The sequence below is a fragment of the Comamonas sp. GW821-FHT11H03 genome (assembly GCF_058807955.1).
This window is the reverse complement of the sequence record NZ_JBXARF010000003.1, coordinates 284200-302937: the sequence shown is the minus strand read 5'-3', so window position 1 is coordinate 302937 and position 18738 is coordinate 284200. Positions and strand designations below refer to the sequence as shown.

Genomic DNA, 18738 nt, shown 5'->3' with positions numbered 1-18738 from the left:
CTGGATTTTCCCTCATGACGACATCTGCTGCACCTCTTTCTCAAGATGAACTGAAAACTTTGGTCGGACAAGCTGCCCTGAAATATGTGGTCGCCGGTGAAATTGTGGGCGTGGGCACAGGCTCCACGGTCAACAAGTTCATTGATGCACTGGCCTCCGTCAAGGATCAGATTCCTGGCGCCGTCTCCAGCTCCGTGGCCAGTACCGAGCGCCTGAAGGCCCTGGGCATCAAGGTATTCGATGCCAATGAAGTCACCAGCCTGGCTGTCTATATCGACGGTGCCGACGAGATCGACGGCAAGGGCTATATGGTCAAGGGCGGCGGTGCTGCGCTGACGCGCGAGAAGATCGTGGCGGCGCTGGCTCAGCGTTTTGTCTGCATTGCCGATGAATCCAAGCGCGTGCAAGTGCTGGGCAATTTTCCGCTGCCCGTGGAAGTCATCCCCATGGCGGCAGCCCAGATCGTGCGTCGCTTCGAAGCCATGGGCGCTGAAGTGACGGCGCAGATTCGCATGAAGGATGGTGCACCGCTGGTGACCGACAACGGCCAGCATATTCTGGATGTCCGCGGTCTGAAGATCGCCGAGCCACTGGCCTTTGAGTCCGAAGTCAACCAGTGGCCCGGCGTGGTGACCGTCGGCGTGTTTGCCCATCAGAAGGCTGCAGTGTGCCTGCTGGGAACCGCGCAAGGCGTGCAGACGCTGGAATACTAATCAGCAATCTGCTACCAGAAAGCCACCTGCTTGTGCAGGTGATTCTTTGTGAAATTGATAGCTGCTAACGATTGATGCGTAAGCGTTAGAGCCTGATTTCATTGAAAATTCCTGAATCCTAGAAGCGCAAGCCCGCGGGGTTGTCGGGTCTGGGTGCGCCCGGGGCAGGGGCTGCGGGAGCCGTGATGCGTGCAGCGGGACGCTCTGCAGGCTTGGCTGCATCGGTAGCGGCTGGTGCCGGCACGGTCAAGGGCTTGGCAGCGGGGGCTTTGTAGTTCTTCGGCAGCTGGGGCTGCCTGGGGTAGCCGGCAGCGCTCAGGTACTGATCCCAGCTGTCGGCGCCAAAGCCCTTGAGGTGTTGGTTGCCTATAGTGGCAAAGGGCAGGCTGTCCTGTCCGCTGAGCTTTCTGAGCGCTGCAACATCGCTGCTGGTATCTATGGTGCGCTCGTTGAACGGGATGCCGCGACTTTGCAGATGAGACCGAGCCTCGTCGCAGGGACCACAGTCCTTACCCGTATAAATCATGACGGGGTAGCGGTTGGCAGTCTGGCGCAAGTCGTAAGGCAGCTGTGCGTTGGCCGAAGACGCCGGGCTATCGGCGTTGCTCACGGCTTCGGCGCTGGGCTTGGCGTTGGGGCTGATGGCCCGGTCGGAATAGGTGACCCGTCCGTCGGGACCCACGCTGCGGTAGAGATTCTGAGCCGAGCTGACTCCGCTCGCCAATGCGGCAAAGGTGGCTGCAAGCGTCATCAGCAGCAGGGCGTTGCTTGACGTCGGTTTCTCGGCCGAAGGCCGGGCAATAAAAGATCGTGGCATCTCAATCTTGATCAATGTAGTGCTATGAAGAGGTCTGAGGGCGCGAACGCCAATGGGCAGAGCATAGCCTGCATGAAGGACTGTCTGCAGCCAGGCTGCGGTCTGTCTTGATCTGGTCCCGGTGCACAAGTCAGTCAGTGTCAGTCTAGGCCTTCTGCTCGCAGTCGCCGGCATGAAAAAGCGCCCATGAAGGGCGCTTTTGGGGAAGCGGCAGCAGAAGACTCAGGCCGCCTGACTCATTCCTTGATGGCGCAGCAGCGCGTCAATCTGCGGCTCGCGGCCACGGAAGGCCTTGAAGGACTCCATGGCAGGGCGGCTGCCGCCGGCTTCCAGAATCGACTCGCGGTACTTGCGGCCGGTTTCTGGGTTGGGTGAGCCGTCAGCAAGCACGGTTTCTTCAAAAGCCGCATAAGCGTCCGCGCTCAGGACCTCGGCCCATTTGTAGCTGTAGTAGCCAGCGGCATAGCCACCGGCAAAGATATGGCTGAAGGTGTGGGCCATGCGGTTGTAGGCCGGCGATTGCAACACGGACACCTCGGCGCGCACCTGGTTCAGCAGCGCCATGAAGTCGTCTGCTGGGTTGTGCTCGGTGTGCAGCAACATGTCGAACAGCGCGAACTCGATCTGGCGCAGGGTCTGCATGCCGGACTGGAAGTTCTTGGCGGCAATCATCTTGTCGTACAGCGTGCGGGGCAGGGCCTCGCCCGTGTCCACATGGGCGGTCATGTGCTTGAGCACATCCCATTCCCAGCAAAAGTTTTCCATGAACTGGCTGGGCAGTTCGACCGCATCCCATTCCACGCCGGCAATGCCCGAGACATCGCGCTCGTTGACCTGCGTGAGCATGTGGTGCAGTCCGTGGCCGGTTTCGTGGAACAGGGTGATCACGTCATCGTGTGTGAGCAGTGCGGGCTTGCCGTCCACGCCGGACGCGAAATTGCAGACCAGATGGGCCACAGGTGTTTGCAACTGATGGGTGTCGGGGCGCAGCCAGCGTGCGCGCACATCGTCCATCCAGGCGCCGCCGCGCTTGCCCTTGCGCGCCTGAGGGTCCAGATAGAACTGGCCGACCAGCTGAGGGCCTTGTGCGGTGGAGCGCTCGATCCGGTAGAACTCCACGCAGGGGTTCCAGACCGGAGCTTCATCGCGGCGGATGGAGACTTCGAACAGGGTTTCGACAATCTTGAATAGGCCGGCCAGCACCTTGGGGGCCGGAAAGTACTGCTTGAGCTCCTGCTCGCTGAAGGAATAGCGGGCTTCCTTGAGCTTTTCGCCGATGAAGGCCCAGTCCCAGGGCTGCGGGTCGGCAATGCCGAGCTCAACCTTGGCAAAGGCACGCAGATCGGCCGCATCTTTTTCGGCATAGGGGCGGGCACGTTGCGCCAGATCACGCAGAAAGTCTGTGACCTGCTGGGGCGAATCGGCCATCTTGGGTACGACCGATACCTCGCCGAAGTTCTTGTAGCCCAGCAGTTGCGACTCTTCCAGGCGCAGGGCGAGGATTTCCTTCATCACCGCGGTGTTGTCAAAGCGTTTGCCGTCACCCTCGGCCTGCTCGGAAGCCCGGGTCACATAAGCCTGATAGATCTTCTCGCGCAGTGCGCTGCTCTTGGCAAACTGCATTACCGGCAGATAGCTGGGCATCTTCAGCGTCAGCTTGTAGCCTTCCTTGCCATCGGCTTCGGCGGCGGCCTTGGCCGCGGCGATCACATCGACCGGAACACCGCCCAGCTCGTCAATCTTGGCGTAGTAGGCAAAGGCATCGGTGGCGTCCAGTGCGTTTTCGCTGAATTTCTGGGCCAGCTCGGCCGAGCGCGCTTGAATCTGTGCAAAGCGTTCCTTGGCAGCGCCCTGCAGTTCGGCGCCCGAGAGCACAAAGCCACGCATGGCATGGTCCCAGGCGGCGCGCTGCTCCTTGTTGAGGCTGCCCGGGTCAATGGCCTTGTACTTGGCGTACAGGCGCTCATCGGCACCCAGATTGGTCCAGAACTCGGTGACTTTTGGCAGGGCGTCGTTATAGGCCGCGCGCAACTCGGGGGTGTCGGCCACGCTGTTGAGGTGGTTGATGGCCGACCAGGCAGTGCCAAGCTTTTCGGTCGCCACATCCAGCACGGCAGAGATGGCTTCCCACTGTGCGGGGAAGTCCGGTGCAACCACGGTCTCCAGCGCCTCGCTGGCACGGGCCAGCAAAGTGTCGATGGCGGGTGCCACATCCGCAGGCTGAATGCGGTCAAACAAGGGCAGGGAGGAGGATTCGAGAAGTGGATTGCTCATGCTGTATTAAGTGCCGGCAAGGTCGGGAAAATCAAGCGCTCTCAGGGTATTTATTGCTATCGCCTTCATAGCGTCAGCCTGTGGTCAGAAGCGTACTTGCGCCAGGGTAGTGTGCAAGTGCCACCGCGCAGCAAAGCTGTCGTCCCTCTCGGTCGCTCAGCGCCAGAGAGGGAGGAGTCGCAGAGCGGCTCGGAGGGAGTTAGCCAGCTGCGCGCTCTGCCGATTCCATGGTGTTGACCAGCAGCATGGTAATCGTCATGGGGCCGACACCACCGGGCACAGGGGTGATGTAGCCGGCCACTTCCTTGACTCCGTTGAAGTCGACATCGCCGCACAGCTTGCCTTCGGCGTTGCGGTTCATGCCCACGTCTATGACCACGGCACCGGGCTTGACCATGTCGGCGGTCAGCACATCCACCTTGCCCACGGCCGCGACGATGATGTCGGCCTGGCGCGTCATGGCGGCCAGATCGGCAGTGCCGCTATGGGTGACGGTGACCGTGGCGTTGGCGGCCAGCAGCATCATGGCCATGGGCTTGCCCACGATGTTGGAGCGGCCGATGACCACGGCGTGCTTGCCGCGCAGATCCTTCATGCCGATGGATTCCAGCATCTTCATGCAGCCATAGGGCGTGCAGGCCTTGAAGCCGACTTCGCCGACCATCAGTGCGCCGGCGCTGGCTACGTGGAAGCCATCCACATCCTTGGCGGGGGAAATGGTTTCGATGACCTTGTGGTCGTCAATGTGCTTGGGCAGGGGCAGTTGCACCAGAATGCCGTGAATGCTGGGGTCGTTGTTCAGCGCTTCGACACGTGCCAGCAGTTCGGCTTCGGTCATGGAGGCGTCGTACTTTTCCAGCACCGAGTGGAAGCCCACGTCTTCGCAGGCCTTGACCTTGTTGCGCACATAGACCTGGGAAGCCTGGTTGTCGCCCACCAGAATCACGGCCAGGCCGGGCGTGATGCCCTTGACCTTGAGCGCTGCCGCGCGCGTGGCGACTTCCTTGCGCAGTTGTTCGGAGAGGGCTTTGCCGTCGATGAGTTGGGCTGTCATTGCTGGAGTACCAATAAAAAATGCTGCTAGCCCTTGAAGTACAAGCACTAGCAGCTATCAGAATAGGAGTTGGCTAAAGCGCGAGGCCTGGCCAGTGCTCCCTGGATTATCTCGCGATTGGAATGGCTTCCAATTTCGCGGGGAGCACTTAATTGACGGCAGCCGCCGCCTTGGCCGCAGCGCTGGTCTGGCCCTGGCCCAGTGCGATCTTGAGCAGGTCGGCCACGGTGTTTGCGTTGAGCTTTTCCATGATGTTTGCGCGGTGTGCTTCCACGGTCTTGATGGAGATGCCCAGATCGTCGGCGATCTGCTTGTTCAGGCGGCCGGCGACGATGCGTTCGAGCACCTGGGCTTCGCGGCCCGTGAGCTTGGCCAGTAGCGCATCGCGGCTGGCGGCCTGCTGGTGGCCGGTAAAGGCTTCGCGAGCATGATCCAGCATGCGCTCGACCAGACCCAGCAGCTCTTCTTCGTTGAAAGGCTTCTGGATGAAGTCCAGTGCGCCTTTCTTCATGGTGTTCACAGCCATGGGCACATCGCCGTGACCGGTGATGAAGACGATGGGCAGAGGAGACTTGCGCTCGATCAGTCGGTCCTGCAGTTCCAGGCCGGTCATGCCGCCCATGCGGATGTCGACGATCAGGCAGGCAACTTCACGCGGGTCGTAGCGCGACAAAAAGGTCTCGGCTGAGTCAAAGCAACGCACGCGGTAGTCTTTGCCTTCCAGCAGCCATTGCAGCGAATCACGGACTGCTTCGTCGTCGTCAACTACGTAAACAGTGCCTTTTTTGGGAATCAAACTCATGCAATCGTCCTCTTTATGGGTTCGCTTGTCGTGGTGAGTGTTGTCGTCTCCACACCCGTTGCCAACGGCAGCCAGAATGAGAACCGGCAACCAATGACTTCGCTTCCATTGTAGAGGTTCTCGGCATGCATTCGACCCTGATGTGATTCGACAATCGAGCGGCAAAGGTTCAGGCCTATGCCCATGCCTTCGCTCTTGGTCGAGAAGAAAGCTTCGAACAAGTGTTCCAACACTTCCGGCGGCAGGCCCTTGCCCGTGTCTTCCACGGTGAACTCCACACCCGGCAGGCTTTCAAAGATCTGGGGGCGCACGCGCAGTTCCACATTGCGTTGACCCAGCGGGCGGTCGGACATATCAATCGACTCAGCACTGTTTTTCATCAAATTGATGAGAACCTGCTCGATGAGGATGGCATCGGCCATTACCGGCGGCATGCGTTCGGCAATATGCGAGGTCAACTGCACATTGCGGCGGCGCAACTCGATACCGGCCAGCTCCAGCGCCTCATTCACCATCTCGCCTACCTGGGCCAGGGTGCGATTGGGCTCGCTCTTTTTTACGAAGGAGCGGATGCGCTGAATGATCTGTCCGGCACGCTGGGCCTGATGTGCCGTCTTTTCTAGTGCAAATTTCATCTGTTCCGGCGTGAGCGTGCCGTTTTCCAGGCGTGTCAGCATGCCCGAGCTGTAATTGCTGATGGCGGTCAAGGGCTGGTTGAGTTCGTGGGCCACGCTGGATGCCATCTCACCCATGGTGATGAGGCGGCTGGCGGACTGGGCTTTCTCTGCCTGTGCTGCCGCCTGCTCCTCGGCCAGGCGGCGCTGCGTGATGTCGGTGGCAATCACCATCTGGGCCAGGCGGCCGTCCACCCAGCTCAGATAGCGTGAGCGGACTTCCAGCCATTTGCCTAGGCTGGGCACGAAGATCTCGGCGTTCTCGCTGCGTGCGGCAGTCAGTGTGTCCGTGGGCAAGCCCATGAGGCCGTCCTCGTTCTCGGCTTCGGGCTGGTGGCGAATCGGCAGCTTGCCGGCCTGGGCGACCAGCTGCAGATGCCCTTCGGTGTGCGAGCCAAACCACTGGCGGTACAGTTTGTTGGCAAACAGCAGCTCTGCACTGCCCAGAGGAGCCACGGAAACTGAGGCATCCAGCGCTTCCAGCACAATGGTGAAGCGCTCGTACGAGGCGGAAAGCTGTTCGCGAATCCGGTTGGGTTCGGTAATGTCCGTCATGGACGACATCCACCCCGTATGCTGGCCATGGGCATCAATCAGCGGCGATACATACAGGCGCGCGTCAAACAGGCTGCCGTTCTTGCGCTTCACACGTACCTGAAAGCCGCCGACTATGGTCTTGCCCGACAGCTCCTCGCGCAGCTGGGAATGCAGATTGTCGTAGTCGTTATCGGGCCAGTAGGAATAGGGCGGAACCTGGCCGACCAGATCCTTCTCGCTCCAGCCCGTCATCTGGCAGAAGGCCGCGTTCACATAGGTGATGCGGCCGTGCAGATCCAGTGCTCGCATGCCGGTCAACACTGAGTTTTCCATGGCGCGGCGGAAGTTGGTCTCGGCCACCAGGGCCTCCTGGGCACGCTGACGGCGGCGCGTGTGGCGCCAGGTGGCCAGCAGCAGCCATGCCGTCATGGCCGACAACGTGCCCACCAGCCAGAACAGGCCGCTGCCGACAACGCCCAGCGAGGTCTGATAGGCCTGGGCTCGCATCATCAGCGCCGTGCCCACGGGGGAGACGGGCACTTCGTATTCATTAGCAATGGCACGCCAGTGCAGCAGCTCGGTAGGCGTCTTGCGCGGTGCCAGCGGAGTGCCGGCCAGCACATGGTTGTCGGCATCGCGCATGGTGATGGCGTAACGGGCCATCACTTCCGTGGGCGTGCCATAGCGCAGCAGACTGTCGACCGAAAACTCGGCCAGCAGCTCGCCCTGGTAGCGGCTGTTGGCGCTGATGGGCACATGCAGTTGCAGCAGTGGCGGCAACTCATTGGGCTGGGCTTTTTCCTGCACATAGATGGGCTGCAGCATCTCGCGGGCCTGTTCATAGGCTTGGAGGGTTTCGCCCTGATGCAGGCCTTCGCCAACGGCACGCAGCTGATCCGTGGCCACAGTGGGGGCGGACTGGCTGTACACAACCTGACGCTTGTCGTTGATCCAGGTGATGGATTGCAGCTCGGGGTACTGGCTGATCAACGCCTCGGTGCGGCCGTCAAAGTCGGCTTTGCGCATCTCGCGGTTGCCGATGTCCCGGGCCATGCGCATCAGTTGCTCCTGGCGCTCCAACAGGCGCAGGCGCACGCGCTGCTGGGCGTATTCCACATCGCGGCGCAGTGCCTCCTGCTCGCGATCCACTTCTTCCGTGCGCAAATACCAGAATGACGCAATGATTGCAGCCATGAACATCAGCACCGATGCCAGCGGCGCGAGCGCGGCATAGCGATCCTGCCGGGTCGGCGACAGGCTGCGCCACCAGCTACGCCACCAGCGCACAGGGGATGCAACGGATTGCGCGCTTTTTACGTCCTCTTTTTCTCGTTCGTGATTGCTTGTTTGCATGCCTCCAGTGTAGGGGAGAGACCTAGTGGAATCTGCGACTATTTCTGTCGCGTAAAAGACAATCTATAGAGGCTTCACTGTATGTGCATTTGCAGCATTTTTTTATATAGTGAAATCACAAAGCACAATTTGAAATTCAAAAAAAATGTGCGAAACTCGCCAGCGATCGACACAGTGAATCGGTTTAATCCGGGGAGCACCCGAAGGTGCTGTGCCACGCGTTATGCGGTGTGGCGCTTGCCGCACCCGTGTGATGCCGCACTCACTGCTTCGTGATAAAGCTACCCCCTCTCGAAGGAGACACTCACAATGACAGCTCAGACTGATCCCAAAGGCGCTGGCTTGCCTGCCGGCCTGGACCAACAAGAATCGCGCGAGTGGATGGATGCCCTCTCTGCGGTGATCGACCGCGAAGGTGCGGACTATGCTCACAAGCTGATCGAGGATCTGCTTGAACACGCTCGCCAGAACAGCGTGGACATGCCTTTCTCGGCCAATACCGGCTACGTGAACACCATCGAAGCTGACCAGGAAGCCAAGTGCCCTGGCAACCTCGAAATCGAAGGCCGTCTGCGCGCCTATATGCGCTGGAACGCCATGGCGATGGTGGTCAAGGCCAACCGCCTGCACCCCGCTGACGGTGGCGACCTGGGTGGTCACATCGGCTCCTTCGCATCGCTGGCCAATATGTTTGCGGCCGGCTTCAACCATTTCTGGCACGCCGAGAACGAAAACCACGGTGGTGACTGCCTGTACATCCAGGGTCACGTGTCGCCCGGCATCTACGCCCGCGCCTACCTGGAAGGCCGTATCTCCGAAGAGCAGCTGCTGAATTTCCGCCAGGAAGTGGACGGTAAGGGTCTGTCGAGCTACCCCCACCCCAAACTGATGCCCGACTTCTGGCAGTTCCCCACGGTGTCCATGGGCCTGGGCCCACTGATGGCTATCTACCAGGCTCGCTTCCTGAAGTATCTGCACGCACGCGGCATTGCCAACACCGAAAACCGCAAGGTCTGGGTGTTCTGCGGCGACGGCGAAATGGACGAAGTGGAATCGCTGGGTGCGATCGGTCTGGCCGCTCGTGAAAAGCTGGACAACCTGGTCTTCGTGATCAACTGCAATCTGCAGCGCCTGGACGGTCCGGTGCGCGGCAACGGCAAGATCATCCAAGAACTGGAAGGCGAGTTCCGCGGTTCCGGCTGGAATGTCATCAAGCTGATCTGGGGCAAAGGCTGGGACGAGCTGCTCGCCAAGGACAAGGACGGCGTGCTCAAGAAGATCATGATGGAGTGCAACGACGGCGACTATCAGGCCATGAAGGCCAACGATGGTGCCTACGTGCGCAAGCATTTCTTCGGCCGCGACCCCCGCGCTCTGAAGCTGGTCGAGCACATGAGCGACGACGAGATCTGGAATCTGCGCCGCGGTGGTCACGATTCGCAGAAGGTCTACGCTGCTTTCAACGCTGCCAACACTGCCCAAGGTCAGCCTACCGTGCTGCTGGTCAAGACCGTCAAGGGCTTTGGCATGGGCAAGATCGGTGAAGGCAAGAACAACGTTCACCAGACCAAGAAGCTGAGCGACGAGGACATCAAGGCCTTCCGCGACCGTTTCAATATCCCGATCCCCGACAGCCAGATTGCTGATATCCCCTTCTACAAGCCGGCCGACGATACGCCGGAAATGAAGTACCTGCACGAGCGCCGCAAGGCTCTGGGTGGCTACCTGCCACACCGCCGTCAGGAAGCCGACGAGAAGTTCACAGCTCCTTCGCTGGACACCTTTAAGGCGATTCTGGAGCCCACACCCGAAGGCCGTGAAATCTCCACGACCCAGGCTTATGTGCGTTTCCTGACGCAGCTGCTGCGCGACAAGAACATCGGCCCCCGTGTGGTGCCAATCCTGGTGGACGAAGCCCGTACCTTCGGTATGGAAGGCCTGTTCCGTCAGATCGGTATCTACAACCCTGCTGGTCAGCAATACACTCCGGTCGACAAGGACCAGGTGATGTACTACCGCGAAGACAAGGCCGGTCAGATCCTGCAGGAAGGCATCAACGAAGCCGGCGGCATGTCCAGCTGGATCGCTGCAGCCACCAGCTACAGCCATAGCAACCGGGTCATGATCCCGTTCTATGTGTACTACTCGATGTTCGGCTTCCAGCGCATCGGCGATCTGGCCTGGGCGGCTGGCGACCTGCAAGCGCGCGGCTTCCTGCTGGGCGGTACATCGGGCCGCACCACGCTCAACGGCGAAGGTCTGCAGCACGAAGACGGTCACAGCCACATCCTGGCCAACACCATCCCCAACTGCGTGTCCTATGACCCCACCTTCGCTCACGAAGTGGCAGTCATCATGCAAGATGGCCTGCGCCGCATGGTGCAGAACCAGGAAAACATCTTCTACTACATCACCCTGCTGAACGAGAACTATCCCATGCCTGGCCTGGAAGCAGGCACGGAAGAGCAGATTCTCAAAGGCATGTACATGGTCAAGCCGGGTCAGAAGGTTCCCGAGAGCGGTCTGCGCGTGCAACTGCTGGGCTCCGGCACCATCCTGCGCGAATCGTTTGCGGCGCAAGAGCTGCTGGAGCAGGACTGGGGCGTTGCTGCCGACGTCTGGAGCTGCCCATCGTTCAACGAACTGACCCGCGAAGGCCAGAACGTGGAGCGCTTCAACATGCTGCACCCCCTGGAAACCGCTAAGGTTCCTTTCGTGACGCAACAGCTGGCTGGTCATGCAGGTCCCGTGGTCGCATCGACCGACTACATGAAGGCCTACGCCGAGCAGATCCGTCCTTTCATGCCCAAGGGCCGTACCTACAAGGTGCTGGGTACCGACGGCTTCGGTCGTTCGGACTTCCGCTCCAAGCTGCGCGAACACTTCGAAGTCAACCGTCACTACATCGTCGTGGCTGCACTGCGCGGTCTGGCTGATGAAGGCAAGATCAACGCGACCACTGTGGCCGAAGCGATCAAGAAGTACGGTATCAACACCGACAAGATCAACCCGCTGTACGCCTAAGAACGGGAGATATCGAACATGGCATTGACAGACATCAAAGTCCCCGACATCGGCGACTTCTCCGAAGTTGGCGTGATCGAAGTGCTGGTCCAGGTGGGTGACACCATCAAGGTCGAGCAGTCCCTGCTGACCGTGGAATCCGATAAGGCTTCCATGGAGATCCCTTCCAGCCACGCTGGCGTGGTCAAAGAGATCAAGGTCGCTCTGGGTGACAAGGTCAAGGAAGGCTCCGTGATCGTGGTGCTGGAAACCGCTGATGCGGCACCCGCACCTGCAGCGGCCGCTCCAGCCCCCGTGGCTGCAGCACCTGCGCCTATGGCCGCCGCTCCTGTGGCAGCTGCACCGGTTGCCGCAGCGCCTGTTGCTTCCTCCACCGTGGACCTGAAGATCCCCGATATCGGTGACTTCAAGGACGTGGCCGTGATTGAAATGCTGGTCAAGGTGGGCGACACCGTGGCCGTTGAGCAATCACTGTTCACTGTCGAGTCCGACAAGGCTTCGATGGAAATTCCATCGCCCTCAGCCGGCACCATCACCGCGCTGAGCATCAAGCTCGGCGACACCGTCAACATCGGTGACGTGGTCGGTCAGATCACGGTGCAGGGCGCTGCGCCCGCTGCCGCTCCTGTGCAAGCTGCCGCCCCCGTGGCTGCGCCTGTACAAGCTGCTGTAGCCGCCGCCCCTGTGGCCGCTGCTCCCGTGGCTGCCGCTGCACCTGTGGCTGCGCCTGCGCACAACCCCACGGTGGCTCCTTCGGGTCAACTCCCCCACGCATCGCCTTCGGTGCGCAAGTTCGCTCGCGAACTGGGCGTGCCTCTGGCGGAAGTCAAGGGTTCGGGCAACAAGGGCCGTATCACGGCTGACGACATTCAAGCCTTTACCAAGTCGGTGATGGCCGGTGCCGTGCAGACCCTGGCTCAGCAGGCTGTGGCTCCTAAGTCCTCCGGCGGCAACGTCGGTGGTCTGGAAGTGCTGGCCTGGCCCAAGGTCGACTTCGCCAAGTTCGGCGCTGTCGAGCGCAAGGACCTGTCGCGCATCAAGAAGATCTCTGGCGCCAACCTGCACCGCAACTGGGTGGTCATTCCCCACGTCACTAACAATGACGAGGCCGACATCACCGAGCTTGAAGCCTTCCGCGTTTCGACCAATGCCGAAAGCGCCAAGGCCAAGAGTGATGTCAAGGTGACAATGCTTGCTTTCGTCATCAAGGCCGTGGTGGCTGCGCTCAAGAAGTTCCCTGAGTTCAATGCCTCTCTGGACGGCGACACCCTGGTCTACAAGCAGTACTTCAACATCGGTTTTGCCGCCGACACGCCGAACGGCCTGGTCGTTCCCGTGCTCAAGGACGCCGACAAGAAGGGCATTTTGCAGATCAGCCAGGAAATGGGGGAGCTGGCCAAGAAGGCCCGCGACGGCAAGCTGGGCGCTGCGGACATGCAAGGCGGTTGCTTCTCGATCTCGTCTCTGGGCGGCATCGGCGGCACCAACTTCACGCCCATCATCAATGCGCCTGAAGTCGCCATCCTGGGTCTGTCCAAGGGCGCCATGAAGCCCGTGTGGGACGGCAAGCAGTTCGTGCCTCGTCTGATGCTGCCTCTGTCGCTGTCGTACGACCACCGCGTCATCGACGGCGCAGCCGCTGCACGTTTCAACGCCTATCTGGGCGCTGTGCTGGCTGACTACCGCCGCATCCTGCTCTAAGCAGCTGACAGGCAGGCCGATTTTTAGCGAAATCGGCCTGTAGCGCTTATCTGAATTGCGCAAGCAGCTATCTTTTTAGATGCCTTGCGCTTCACCTTGCCAGCCCATGAGTGAGATGAAGAACCTGAGACAGCATCCCATCGAGCACCTGCGTGGCGTCATTCCCGGTATCCGGCCTTTTCCGGATGCGGCTGACGTCTTCGCCGAGCCGGTCGAGAAGTACGCGCGGCATTTTCTGCCGCTAGTCAGCATCGACCTGGCGCTGCTCGACGATGCCTGGAGCGGGCCGATTCATCTCGTCGCCCCTTGCGAGCCCTACGAAGGGCAAGTCGGGGAGTGGGGAGGCGAGGAGTTTGGCAACGCGCTGCTCAAGCCTGACTGGCTGGCTTTCAAGCTCAACGAACAAGGCAGGTACGAGCTGCTGGGCGACTGGCGCTACTTTATGCTGGAGCAGGATCGTGCCGACTGGTCGGAAAAATCGCTCGACTGGCGCGAGGTGCGCACCCAGCATCGTGAACTGGTCAAACTTGGGGGTGTACCGCCGTTTGAACTGAACCACGAGGCCAAGTACTCATGGCGCGATGTGATGGAACTGCATTACGCAGCCCAGCACGCGGCATATGAGCAGGCCAGGCGGGACTTCCTGGCCCATGGCTGGAATGCTGCGAACGAGTGGGACGACTCCGCTGAAGTTGCCAAGCTGCCGTTGTATGAGCCAGGCACCGATTGCTACGAAACCAGCTCCGGGCGCTATCTGCTCGGCGTGCTGGGCGGCCCCTCCTGGGGCGGCAACTGGAGCAATCTGACGAATGAGCTGCTGAGCGACACCGGCGCGGACGATGGCATTCACCCCATCCACCCAGAAACTGGCGCGCACTTCGAGTTCATCTGCAGTGCCAATGCCGATGCCTTTGCCGCAACCGGCACCGAAACCCTGCTGTTCTACGAGCCCGAAAGCCGTACCGTATTGCTGACTTTTGACTGGAGCTAAGGCGTCAGCCGCCAGGCTTCAACCCGGAAATATCGTTTTCAGCTGCCCGAGCGAATCGGGCGGCACAGAGACAAAAACCAAGATAGGAGCGCATATGAGCCTCATCGATATCAAGGTGCCCAATATCGGCGACTTCGCCGAAGTGGGCGTGATCGAACTGCTGGTCAACGCCGGCGACACCGTGTCCGTGGACCAGTCCCTCATCACCGTGGAGTCGGACAAGGCCTCCATGGAAATTCCTTCCAGCCATGCTGGCGTCGTGAAGGAAATCAAGGTCAAGGTCGGTGACAAGGTTGCCGAAGGCTCCATTGTGCTGTCGCTGGAAGCCGCAGCCGGTGATGCCGCCGCTCCCGCAAAGGCAGCAGCGCCCGCCGCAGCCGCTCCCGCACCTGTGGCCGCCCCCGTGGCTGCCGCTCCAGCTCCCGTGGCCAGCAACTTTGCCGGTACCGTGGACATGGACTGCGACGTCGTCGTTCTGGGCGGTGGCCCTGGCGGCTACTCCGCCGCTTTCCGCGCAGCCGACCTGGGCCTGAAGGTCGTGCTGGTCGAGCGCTACGCCACCCTGGGCGGTGTCTGCCTGAACGTGGGTTGCATCCCCTCCAAGGCCCTGCTGCACGTCGCAGCTGTGATGGACGAAGTCAAGCACCTGGAAGTGGCAGGCGTGAAGTTTGCCGCTCCTGAAGTGAACATCGACCAGTTGCGCGGCCACAAGGAAAAGGTCATCGGCAAGCTGACCGGCGGTCTGGGCCAGATGGCCAAGATGCGCAAGGTCACCGTCGTGCGCGGCTATGGCAACTTCGTCTCGGCCAACCACATCGAAGTCGAAGAAACCACCGGTTCCGGCCAGGAAAAGACCGGCAGCAAGAAGATCGTTCAGTTCAAGAACGCCATCATCGCTGCTGGCTCGCAAGCTGTGCACCTGCCCTTCATGCCCAAGGATCCCCGCGTGGTCGATTCCACCGGCGCCTTGGACCTGAAGGAAGTGCCCAAGCGCATGCTGATTCTGGGCGGTGGCATCATCGGCCTGGAAATGGGCACCGTCTACAGCACGCTAGGCGCACGCCTGGATGTGGTCGAAATGATGGACGGCCTGATGCAGGGCGCTGACCGCGATCTGGTCAAGGTCTGGCAGAAGATGAACGCGCCACGCTTCGACAACATCATGGTCAACACCAAGACCGTGGGTGCCGAAGCCACGCCCGAAGGCATCAAGGTCACGTTCGCACCTGCCAAGGACGGTGTCACCGTGCCAGAACCCCAGACCTACGACCTGGTTCTGCAAGCTGTTGGCCGCACGCCCAATGGCAAGAAGATCAGCGCTGAAAAGGCCGGCGTGGCCGTGACCGATCGCGGCTTCATCGACGTCGATATCCAGATGCGCACCAACGTGCCCAACATCTTCGCGATTGGCGACATCGTGGGTCAGCCCATGCTGGCGCACAAGGCCGTGCACGAAGCGCACGTCGCCGCCGAAGTCATCGCTGGCGAGCTGCAAGGCAACAAGGAACTCGCTGCCGCCGCTTTCAACGCCCGCGTGATTCCTTCGGTCGCCTACACTGACCCCGAAGTGGCGTGGGTGGGTTTGACAGAAGATCAGGCCAAGGCACAAGGCATCAAGGTCAAGAAGGGCCTGTTCCCCTGGGCCGCCTCGGGCCGCGCCATCGCCAATGGTCGTGACGAAGGCTTCACCAAGCTGCTGTTTGACGACTCCCCCGAAGCCCACGGCCATGGCCGCATCCTCGGCGGCGGCATGGTCGGCACGCACGCGGGCGACATGATTGGTGAAATCGCCCTGGCCATCGAAATGGGCGCTGATACCGTGGACATCGGCAAGACCATTCACCCCCATCCAACCCTTGGCGAGTCCATCGGCATGGCTGCCGAAGTGGCGCACGGTTCTTGCACGGACGTGCCACCTGCGCGCAAGTAAGCGTGGAGGTCAGGTCTCAGGACCTGTTCAAAAACAAAGGCAGCCTTCGGGCTGCCTTTGTTATTTTGATGGCTGCTTGCGCTTTAAATTTCCCGAACGGGAAATATGTATTCAAATCAACTGCAACAAGTCAAAAATTTCCTGATCGGGAAATTTTCAAAACTTCATAGCTGCTTGCGCTTGATAAATATGCGCTTGAGCTTGATTTGACCGTTATTGGACGCTGTTGATTTCAGTGCTCGCCTCACAACCGCCCCTTGATGGAGGCAACCATGCCTGGCCTTAGTCTCGATTTTTCCCAACCGCTCCAAGCAGCCTGCCACTGCGGCGCAGTGCGTTTTACCGTTCTGTTAAGCGACGGCCTGAACACCGTGCGGCGCTGCAATTGCTCGTTTTGCCGCATGCGCGGGGCCGTGGCGGTGTCGGCTGATTTGAGCGGAATCGAGGTGCTGCAGGGGCAGGACGCGCTGACGCTCTATCAGTTCAACACCGGGCAGGCCAAGCATTTCTTTTGCAAGCATTGCGGCATCTATACCTTCCATCAGCGACGCTCGTCGCCGCATCAGTACGGTGTGAATGTGGCTTGCATAGCGGGCATGAGCCCGTTTGACTTTGCCGAGGTAGTGGTGAGCGAGGGGCGCTCGCACCCCAACGACCGCCGCACAGGCGCTGCTGGAGGCAAGTCTGTGGCGGCAGGCTGGCTGCGTTATGAGGCCAATCCGTTTACCGAGGCACAGCTCAAAGAGTAAATCTAATAGCAATAAGAACTTACTAAATAAATGCCAGAGGTCTTTTTTGCTGAACTTCAGTGTCTGATGGTTATTGGCTGAGTCTCAGCGGAGTTTGAGGCGTTCATTGAAAGATAAAACTCTTCTGAATCCTAATTGAGGTAAGTGATAGGGGCCGCTGATAGATCCTCTTGTTTGTAGAGGTCCAGAAAAGCTGGGAAGGCTTTGATGTAGTCCTGCTTTTTCTTTTGCGAGTGATCCCCTGCACAGCAAGTGCATCGTTGGCATTCATGAGGATGGGTATTGCTGAATTTTAAGAATTATCTGATTTCTTTCCGTTTGCTTCACAGATATAAGGTCGATTGCAGCCATCTGTCTTTCTAGACAAGCATGGCATTGAAATGCCTGTACTTCCCTGACCCTTAGCAGCAACCCGGCCTTGCACTACAGCAACCAGCCGCGCCGACACCTCTGCCCCAGCTTGGGGCATCAAATCAAAAATGTACTTTGGACTTTGCCAATATGCTAAGCCGTCTTCTTAGACTCCTTGGAAAAAATGACAGAAATGCTGAAGCGCAGTATCAACTCGGTCGTAGATACGAGGACGGGAATGGCGTTGCACAGGACTATGCCAAGGCCGTGACTTGGTATCGCAAAGCGTCCAGGAAAGGCCACGCTATGTCCCAGCATGCTCTTGGCTCAATGTATATGCATGGTTTGGGCATAGCTAAGGACGATGCACAAGCGGTGGCGTGGTGGCGCAAGGCTGCGGAACAGGGCGACGTTGCAGCTCAGTCCGATCTCGGGTACATGTATTCAACAGGCCAAGGCGTGGCCCAAAGCGATGCCCTGGCCGCAACTTGGTGGCAGAAAGCCGCGGACCAGGGACTTCCTATCGCTCAGAGCTGGCTTGGTGGTGTCTATGAAGCAGGGCGAGGAGTTGACCAAGATGATGTGCAGGCCGTAGGCTGGTGGCGCAAAGCCGCTGAGCAAGGGCACGTTATCGCACAGATCAATCTCGCCGGAATGTTGAGGCTGGGTAGGGGGGTGAGGCAGGACGATGCTCAAGCCGTGGCCTGGTGGCGCAAGGCTGCAGAACAAGGTAATGCGGAGGCGCAAACCAATCTCGCCAATATGTACGCGACAGGGCTAGGCGTTGACCGGGATGACGTTCAAGCCCTGCTCTTGTGGCGTAGAGCAGCCGAGCAAGGCGACCCAGTCGCCCAGGCGAGTCTTGCTGCTTGCTACGTACAAGGCGAAGGTGTGACCCAGGACGAAGCCCAGGCCGCAGTGTGGTGGCGCAAAGCGGCGGAGCAAGGGCATGCTGTTTCTCAAGCGAATCTAGGCTCCTTGTACATGGATGGTCGCGGCGTTGCGCAAGACGAAGAACAAGCCGTTGCTTGGTGGTGTAAAGCTGCAGCACAAGGCAACAAGCTAGCCCAATCCAATCTTGATGCCTTGCATACTCTTCAGCAGGGCGATGTGACCGAAGCCGTCGAATGGTTGCGCCGTGCCTGCGAACCAGGCGATACCGAAGCCAAGGGCGTATTAACGTTCGGCGAGCGACTTCCTGCCATAGGTGGAATTGAATCGCTGGTGTTGGACGGAGTAATTTATTTTTTTGGATTCGACTTTCGTAGCGACTTAGTACTTTCGCGGTTGTTCGATGATGTGGACGCGATGGCATCGTATGCCAGCCTGCATATGCTTCAATCAGATGGAAAGCACGATGTAGCCTATTGGCGAGAGTTGGCTTACGAGGCTATTGAGGAATCAGAGCTGTCACTCAGCCTCGAAAGTCGGACCTTTTCCAGGCGTGACCTGATGTTGACGTTCCAGAGTTTGTCCCACGCCTGCCAGAGTAATTCGACGGTGCCAGGCTTTTCAATCGAATATCACTTGCTTTATCTCCTTGAATCGGCGAGCGGGTGGGAGGCGGATATGGGCAATATCGAGGCAGATATCCGCATCATTGCAGGTGATAGTCCTTTGACAGAAGGCGAGAGCGTTTCCCAGGTCGCACAACGCGTGCAAGTACTGCTGAAAGAACTGATCAGCCACGTGCCCGGGAATTGGCGGGAGCTGTTCGCCGTTTTGTCTCCGGAATAGGCATTTACAAAAACCTGAGCTTTCCGCGCAG

12 protein-coding genes are annotated in these 18738 nt (G+C 59.6%); 7 read left to right on the top strand and 5 right to left on the bottom strand.

Translation table 11 applies throughout. The features are described from left to right. The first annotated feature begins 14 nt into the window (after positions 1-14). On the top strand, positions 15-713 hold the full coding sequence (rpiA, locus tag AC1RTQ_RS09705; protein ID WP_492875282.1) for a ribose-5-phosphate isomerase RpiA: 699 nt from the start codon (positions 15-17) through the stop codon (positions 711-713). Positions 714-831: 118 nt separating this feature from the next. On the opposite strand, the gene AC1RTQ_RS09700 is transcribed toward rpiA, so the two are convergent. From AC1RTQ_RS09700 to AC1RTQ_RS09680, 5 genes are all read right to left on the bottom strand, one after another. Next, the gene (locus AC1RTQ_RS09700) at positions 832-1530 is read right to left on the bottom strand and encodes a glutaredoxin family protein (RefSeq protein WP_492875280.1); all 699 of its coding nucleotides are present in this window, start codon (positions 1528-1530) and stop codon (positions 832-834) included. Between the two features lie 222 nt (positions 1531-1752). Further along, positions 1753-3804, bottom strand: coding sequence for a M3 family metallopeptidase (locus AC1RTQ_RS09695; RefSeq protein WP_492875278.1), 2052 nt, complete (start codon positions 3802-3804; stop codon positions 1753-1755). A 199-nt stretch (positions 3805-4003) separates the two neighbouring features. Continuing rightward, the gene (gene folD / locus AC1RTQ_RS09690; RefSeq protein WP_492875276.1) at positions 4004-4858 is read right to left on the bottom strand and encodes a bifunctional methylenetetrahydrofolate dehydrogenase/methenyltetrahydrofolate cyclohydrolase FolD; all 855 of its coding nucleotides are present in this window, start codon (positions 4856-4858) and stop codon (positions 4004-4006) included. Between the two features lie 148 nt (positions 4859-5006). Further along, positions 5007-5660 carry a response regulator transcription factor gene (locus tag AC1RTQ_RS09685; protein WP_003055354.1) on the bottom strand — a complete coding sequence of 218 codons (654 nt, stop codon included), beginning with the start codon at positions 5658-5660 and terminating at the stop codon, positions 5007-5009. Beyond that, positions 5657-8224 carry a PAS domain-containing sensor histidine kinase gene (locus AC1RTQ_RS09680; protein WP_492875273.1) on the bottom strand — a complete coding sequence of 856 codons (2568 nt, stop codon included), beginning with the start codon at positions 8222-8224 and terminating at the stop codon, positions 5657-5659. The genes AC1RTQ_RS09685 and AC1RTQ_RS09680 overlap by 4 nt, the downstream gene beginning before the upstream one ends. Positions 8225-8533: 309 nt before the next feature. On the opposite strand from AC1RTQ_RS09680, the gene aceE reads away from it, so the two are divergent. The 6 genes from aceE (at position 8534) to AC1RTQ_RS09650 (ending at position 18707) form a co-directional block, all read left to right on the top strand. Further along, positions 8534-11248 (top strand): pyruvate dehydrogenase (acetyl-transferring), homodimeric type, encoded by a 2715-nt coding sequence (gene aceE, locus AC1RTQ_RS09675; RefSeq protein WP_053282126.1) that lies wholly within the window; start codon positions 8534-8536, stop codon positions 11246-11248. An 18-nt stretch (positions 11249-11266) separates the two neighbouring features. Beyond that, positions 11267-12949, top strand: coding sequence for a dihydrolipoyllysine-residue acetyltransferase (gene aceF, locus AC1RTQ_RS09670; protein ID WP_492875270.1), 1683 nt, complete (start codon positions 11267-11269; stop codon positions 12947-12949). 115 nt (positions 12950-13064) lie between these two features. Continuing rightward, on the top strand, positions 13065-13940 hold the full coding sequence (locus tag AC1RTQ_RS09665) for a hypothetical protein (protein ID WP_492875268.1): 876 nt from the start codon (positions 13065-13067) through the stop codon (positions 13938-13940). Between the two features lie 94 nt (positions 13941-14034). Continuing rightward, positions 14035-15870, top strand: a complete 1836-nt coding sequence (gene lpdA / locus AC1RTQ_RS09660) for a dihydrolipoyl dehydrogenase (RefSeq protein WP_492875266.1) — start codon at positions 14035-14037, stop codon at positions 15868-15870. A 272-nt stretch (positions 15871-16142) separates the two neighbouring features. After that, positions 16143-16619, top strand: a complete 477-nt coding sequence (locus tag AC1RTQ_RS09655) for a GFA family protein (RefSeq protein ID WP_492875264.1) — start codon at positions 16143-16145, stop codon at positions 16617-16619. Between the two features lie 486 nt (positions 16620-17105). Next, positions 17106-18707 carry an SEL1-like repeat protein gene (locus AC1RTQ_RS09650; protein WP_492875262.1) on the top strand — a complete coding sequence of 534 codons (1602 nt, stop codon included), beginning with the start codon at positions 17106-17108 and terminating at the stop codon, positions 18705-18707. Positions 18708-18738: the final 31 nt, after the last annotated feature.

What these genes read in the sequence shown, in the direction of transcription:
- aceE (WP_053282126.1), top strand. Translation starts at nt 8,534, where the DNA reads ATGACAGCTCAGACTGATCCCAAAGGCGCTGGCTTGCCTGCCGGCCTG.
- AC1RTQ_RS09655 (WP_492875264.1), top strand. Translation starts at nt 16,143, where the DNA reads ATGCCTGGCCTTAGTCTCGATTTTTCCCAACCGCTCCAAGCAGCCTGC.
- AC1RTQ_RS09695 (WP_492875278.1), bottom strand. Translation starts at nt 3,804, where the DNA reads ATGAGCAATCCACTTCTCGAATCCTCCTCCCTGCCCTTGTTTGACCGC.
- folD (WP_492875276.1), bottom strand. Translation starts at nt 4,858, where the DNA reads ATGACAGCCCAACTCATCGACGGCAAAGCCCTCTCCGAACAACTGCGC.
- AC1RTQ_RS09680 (WP_492875273.1), bottom strand. Translation starts at nt 8,224, where the DNA reads ATGCAAACAAGCAATCACGAACGAGAAAAAGAGGACGTAAAAAGCGCG.
- rpiA (WP_492875282.1), top strand. Translation starts at nt 15, where the DNA reads ATGACGACATCTGCTGCACCTCTTTCTCAAGATGAACTGAAAACTTTG.
- lpdA (WP_492875266.1), top strand. Translation starts at nt 14,035, where the DNA reads ATGAGCCTCATCGATATCAAGGTGCCCAATATCGGCGACTTCGCCGAA.
- AC1RTQ_RS09665 (WP_492875268.1), top strand. Translation starts at nt 13,065, where the DNA reads ATGAAGAACCTGAGACAGCATCCCATCGAGCACCTGCGTGGCGTCATT.
- AC1RTQ_RS09685 (WP_003055354.1), bottom strand. Translation starts at nt 5,660, where the DNA reads ATGAGTTTGATTCCCAAAAAAGGCACTGTTTACGTAGTTGACGACGAC.
- aceF (WP_492875270.1), top strand. Translation starts at nt 11,267, where the DNA reads ATGGCATTGACAGACATCAAAGTCCCCGACATCGGCGACTTCTCCGAA.
- AC1RTQ_RS09700 (WP_492875280.1), bottom strand. Translation starts at nt 1,530, where the DNA reads ATGCCACGATCTTTTATTGCCCGGCCTTCGGCCGAGAAACCGACGTCA.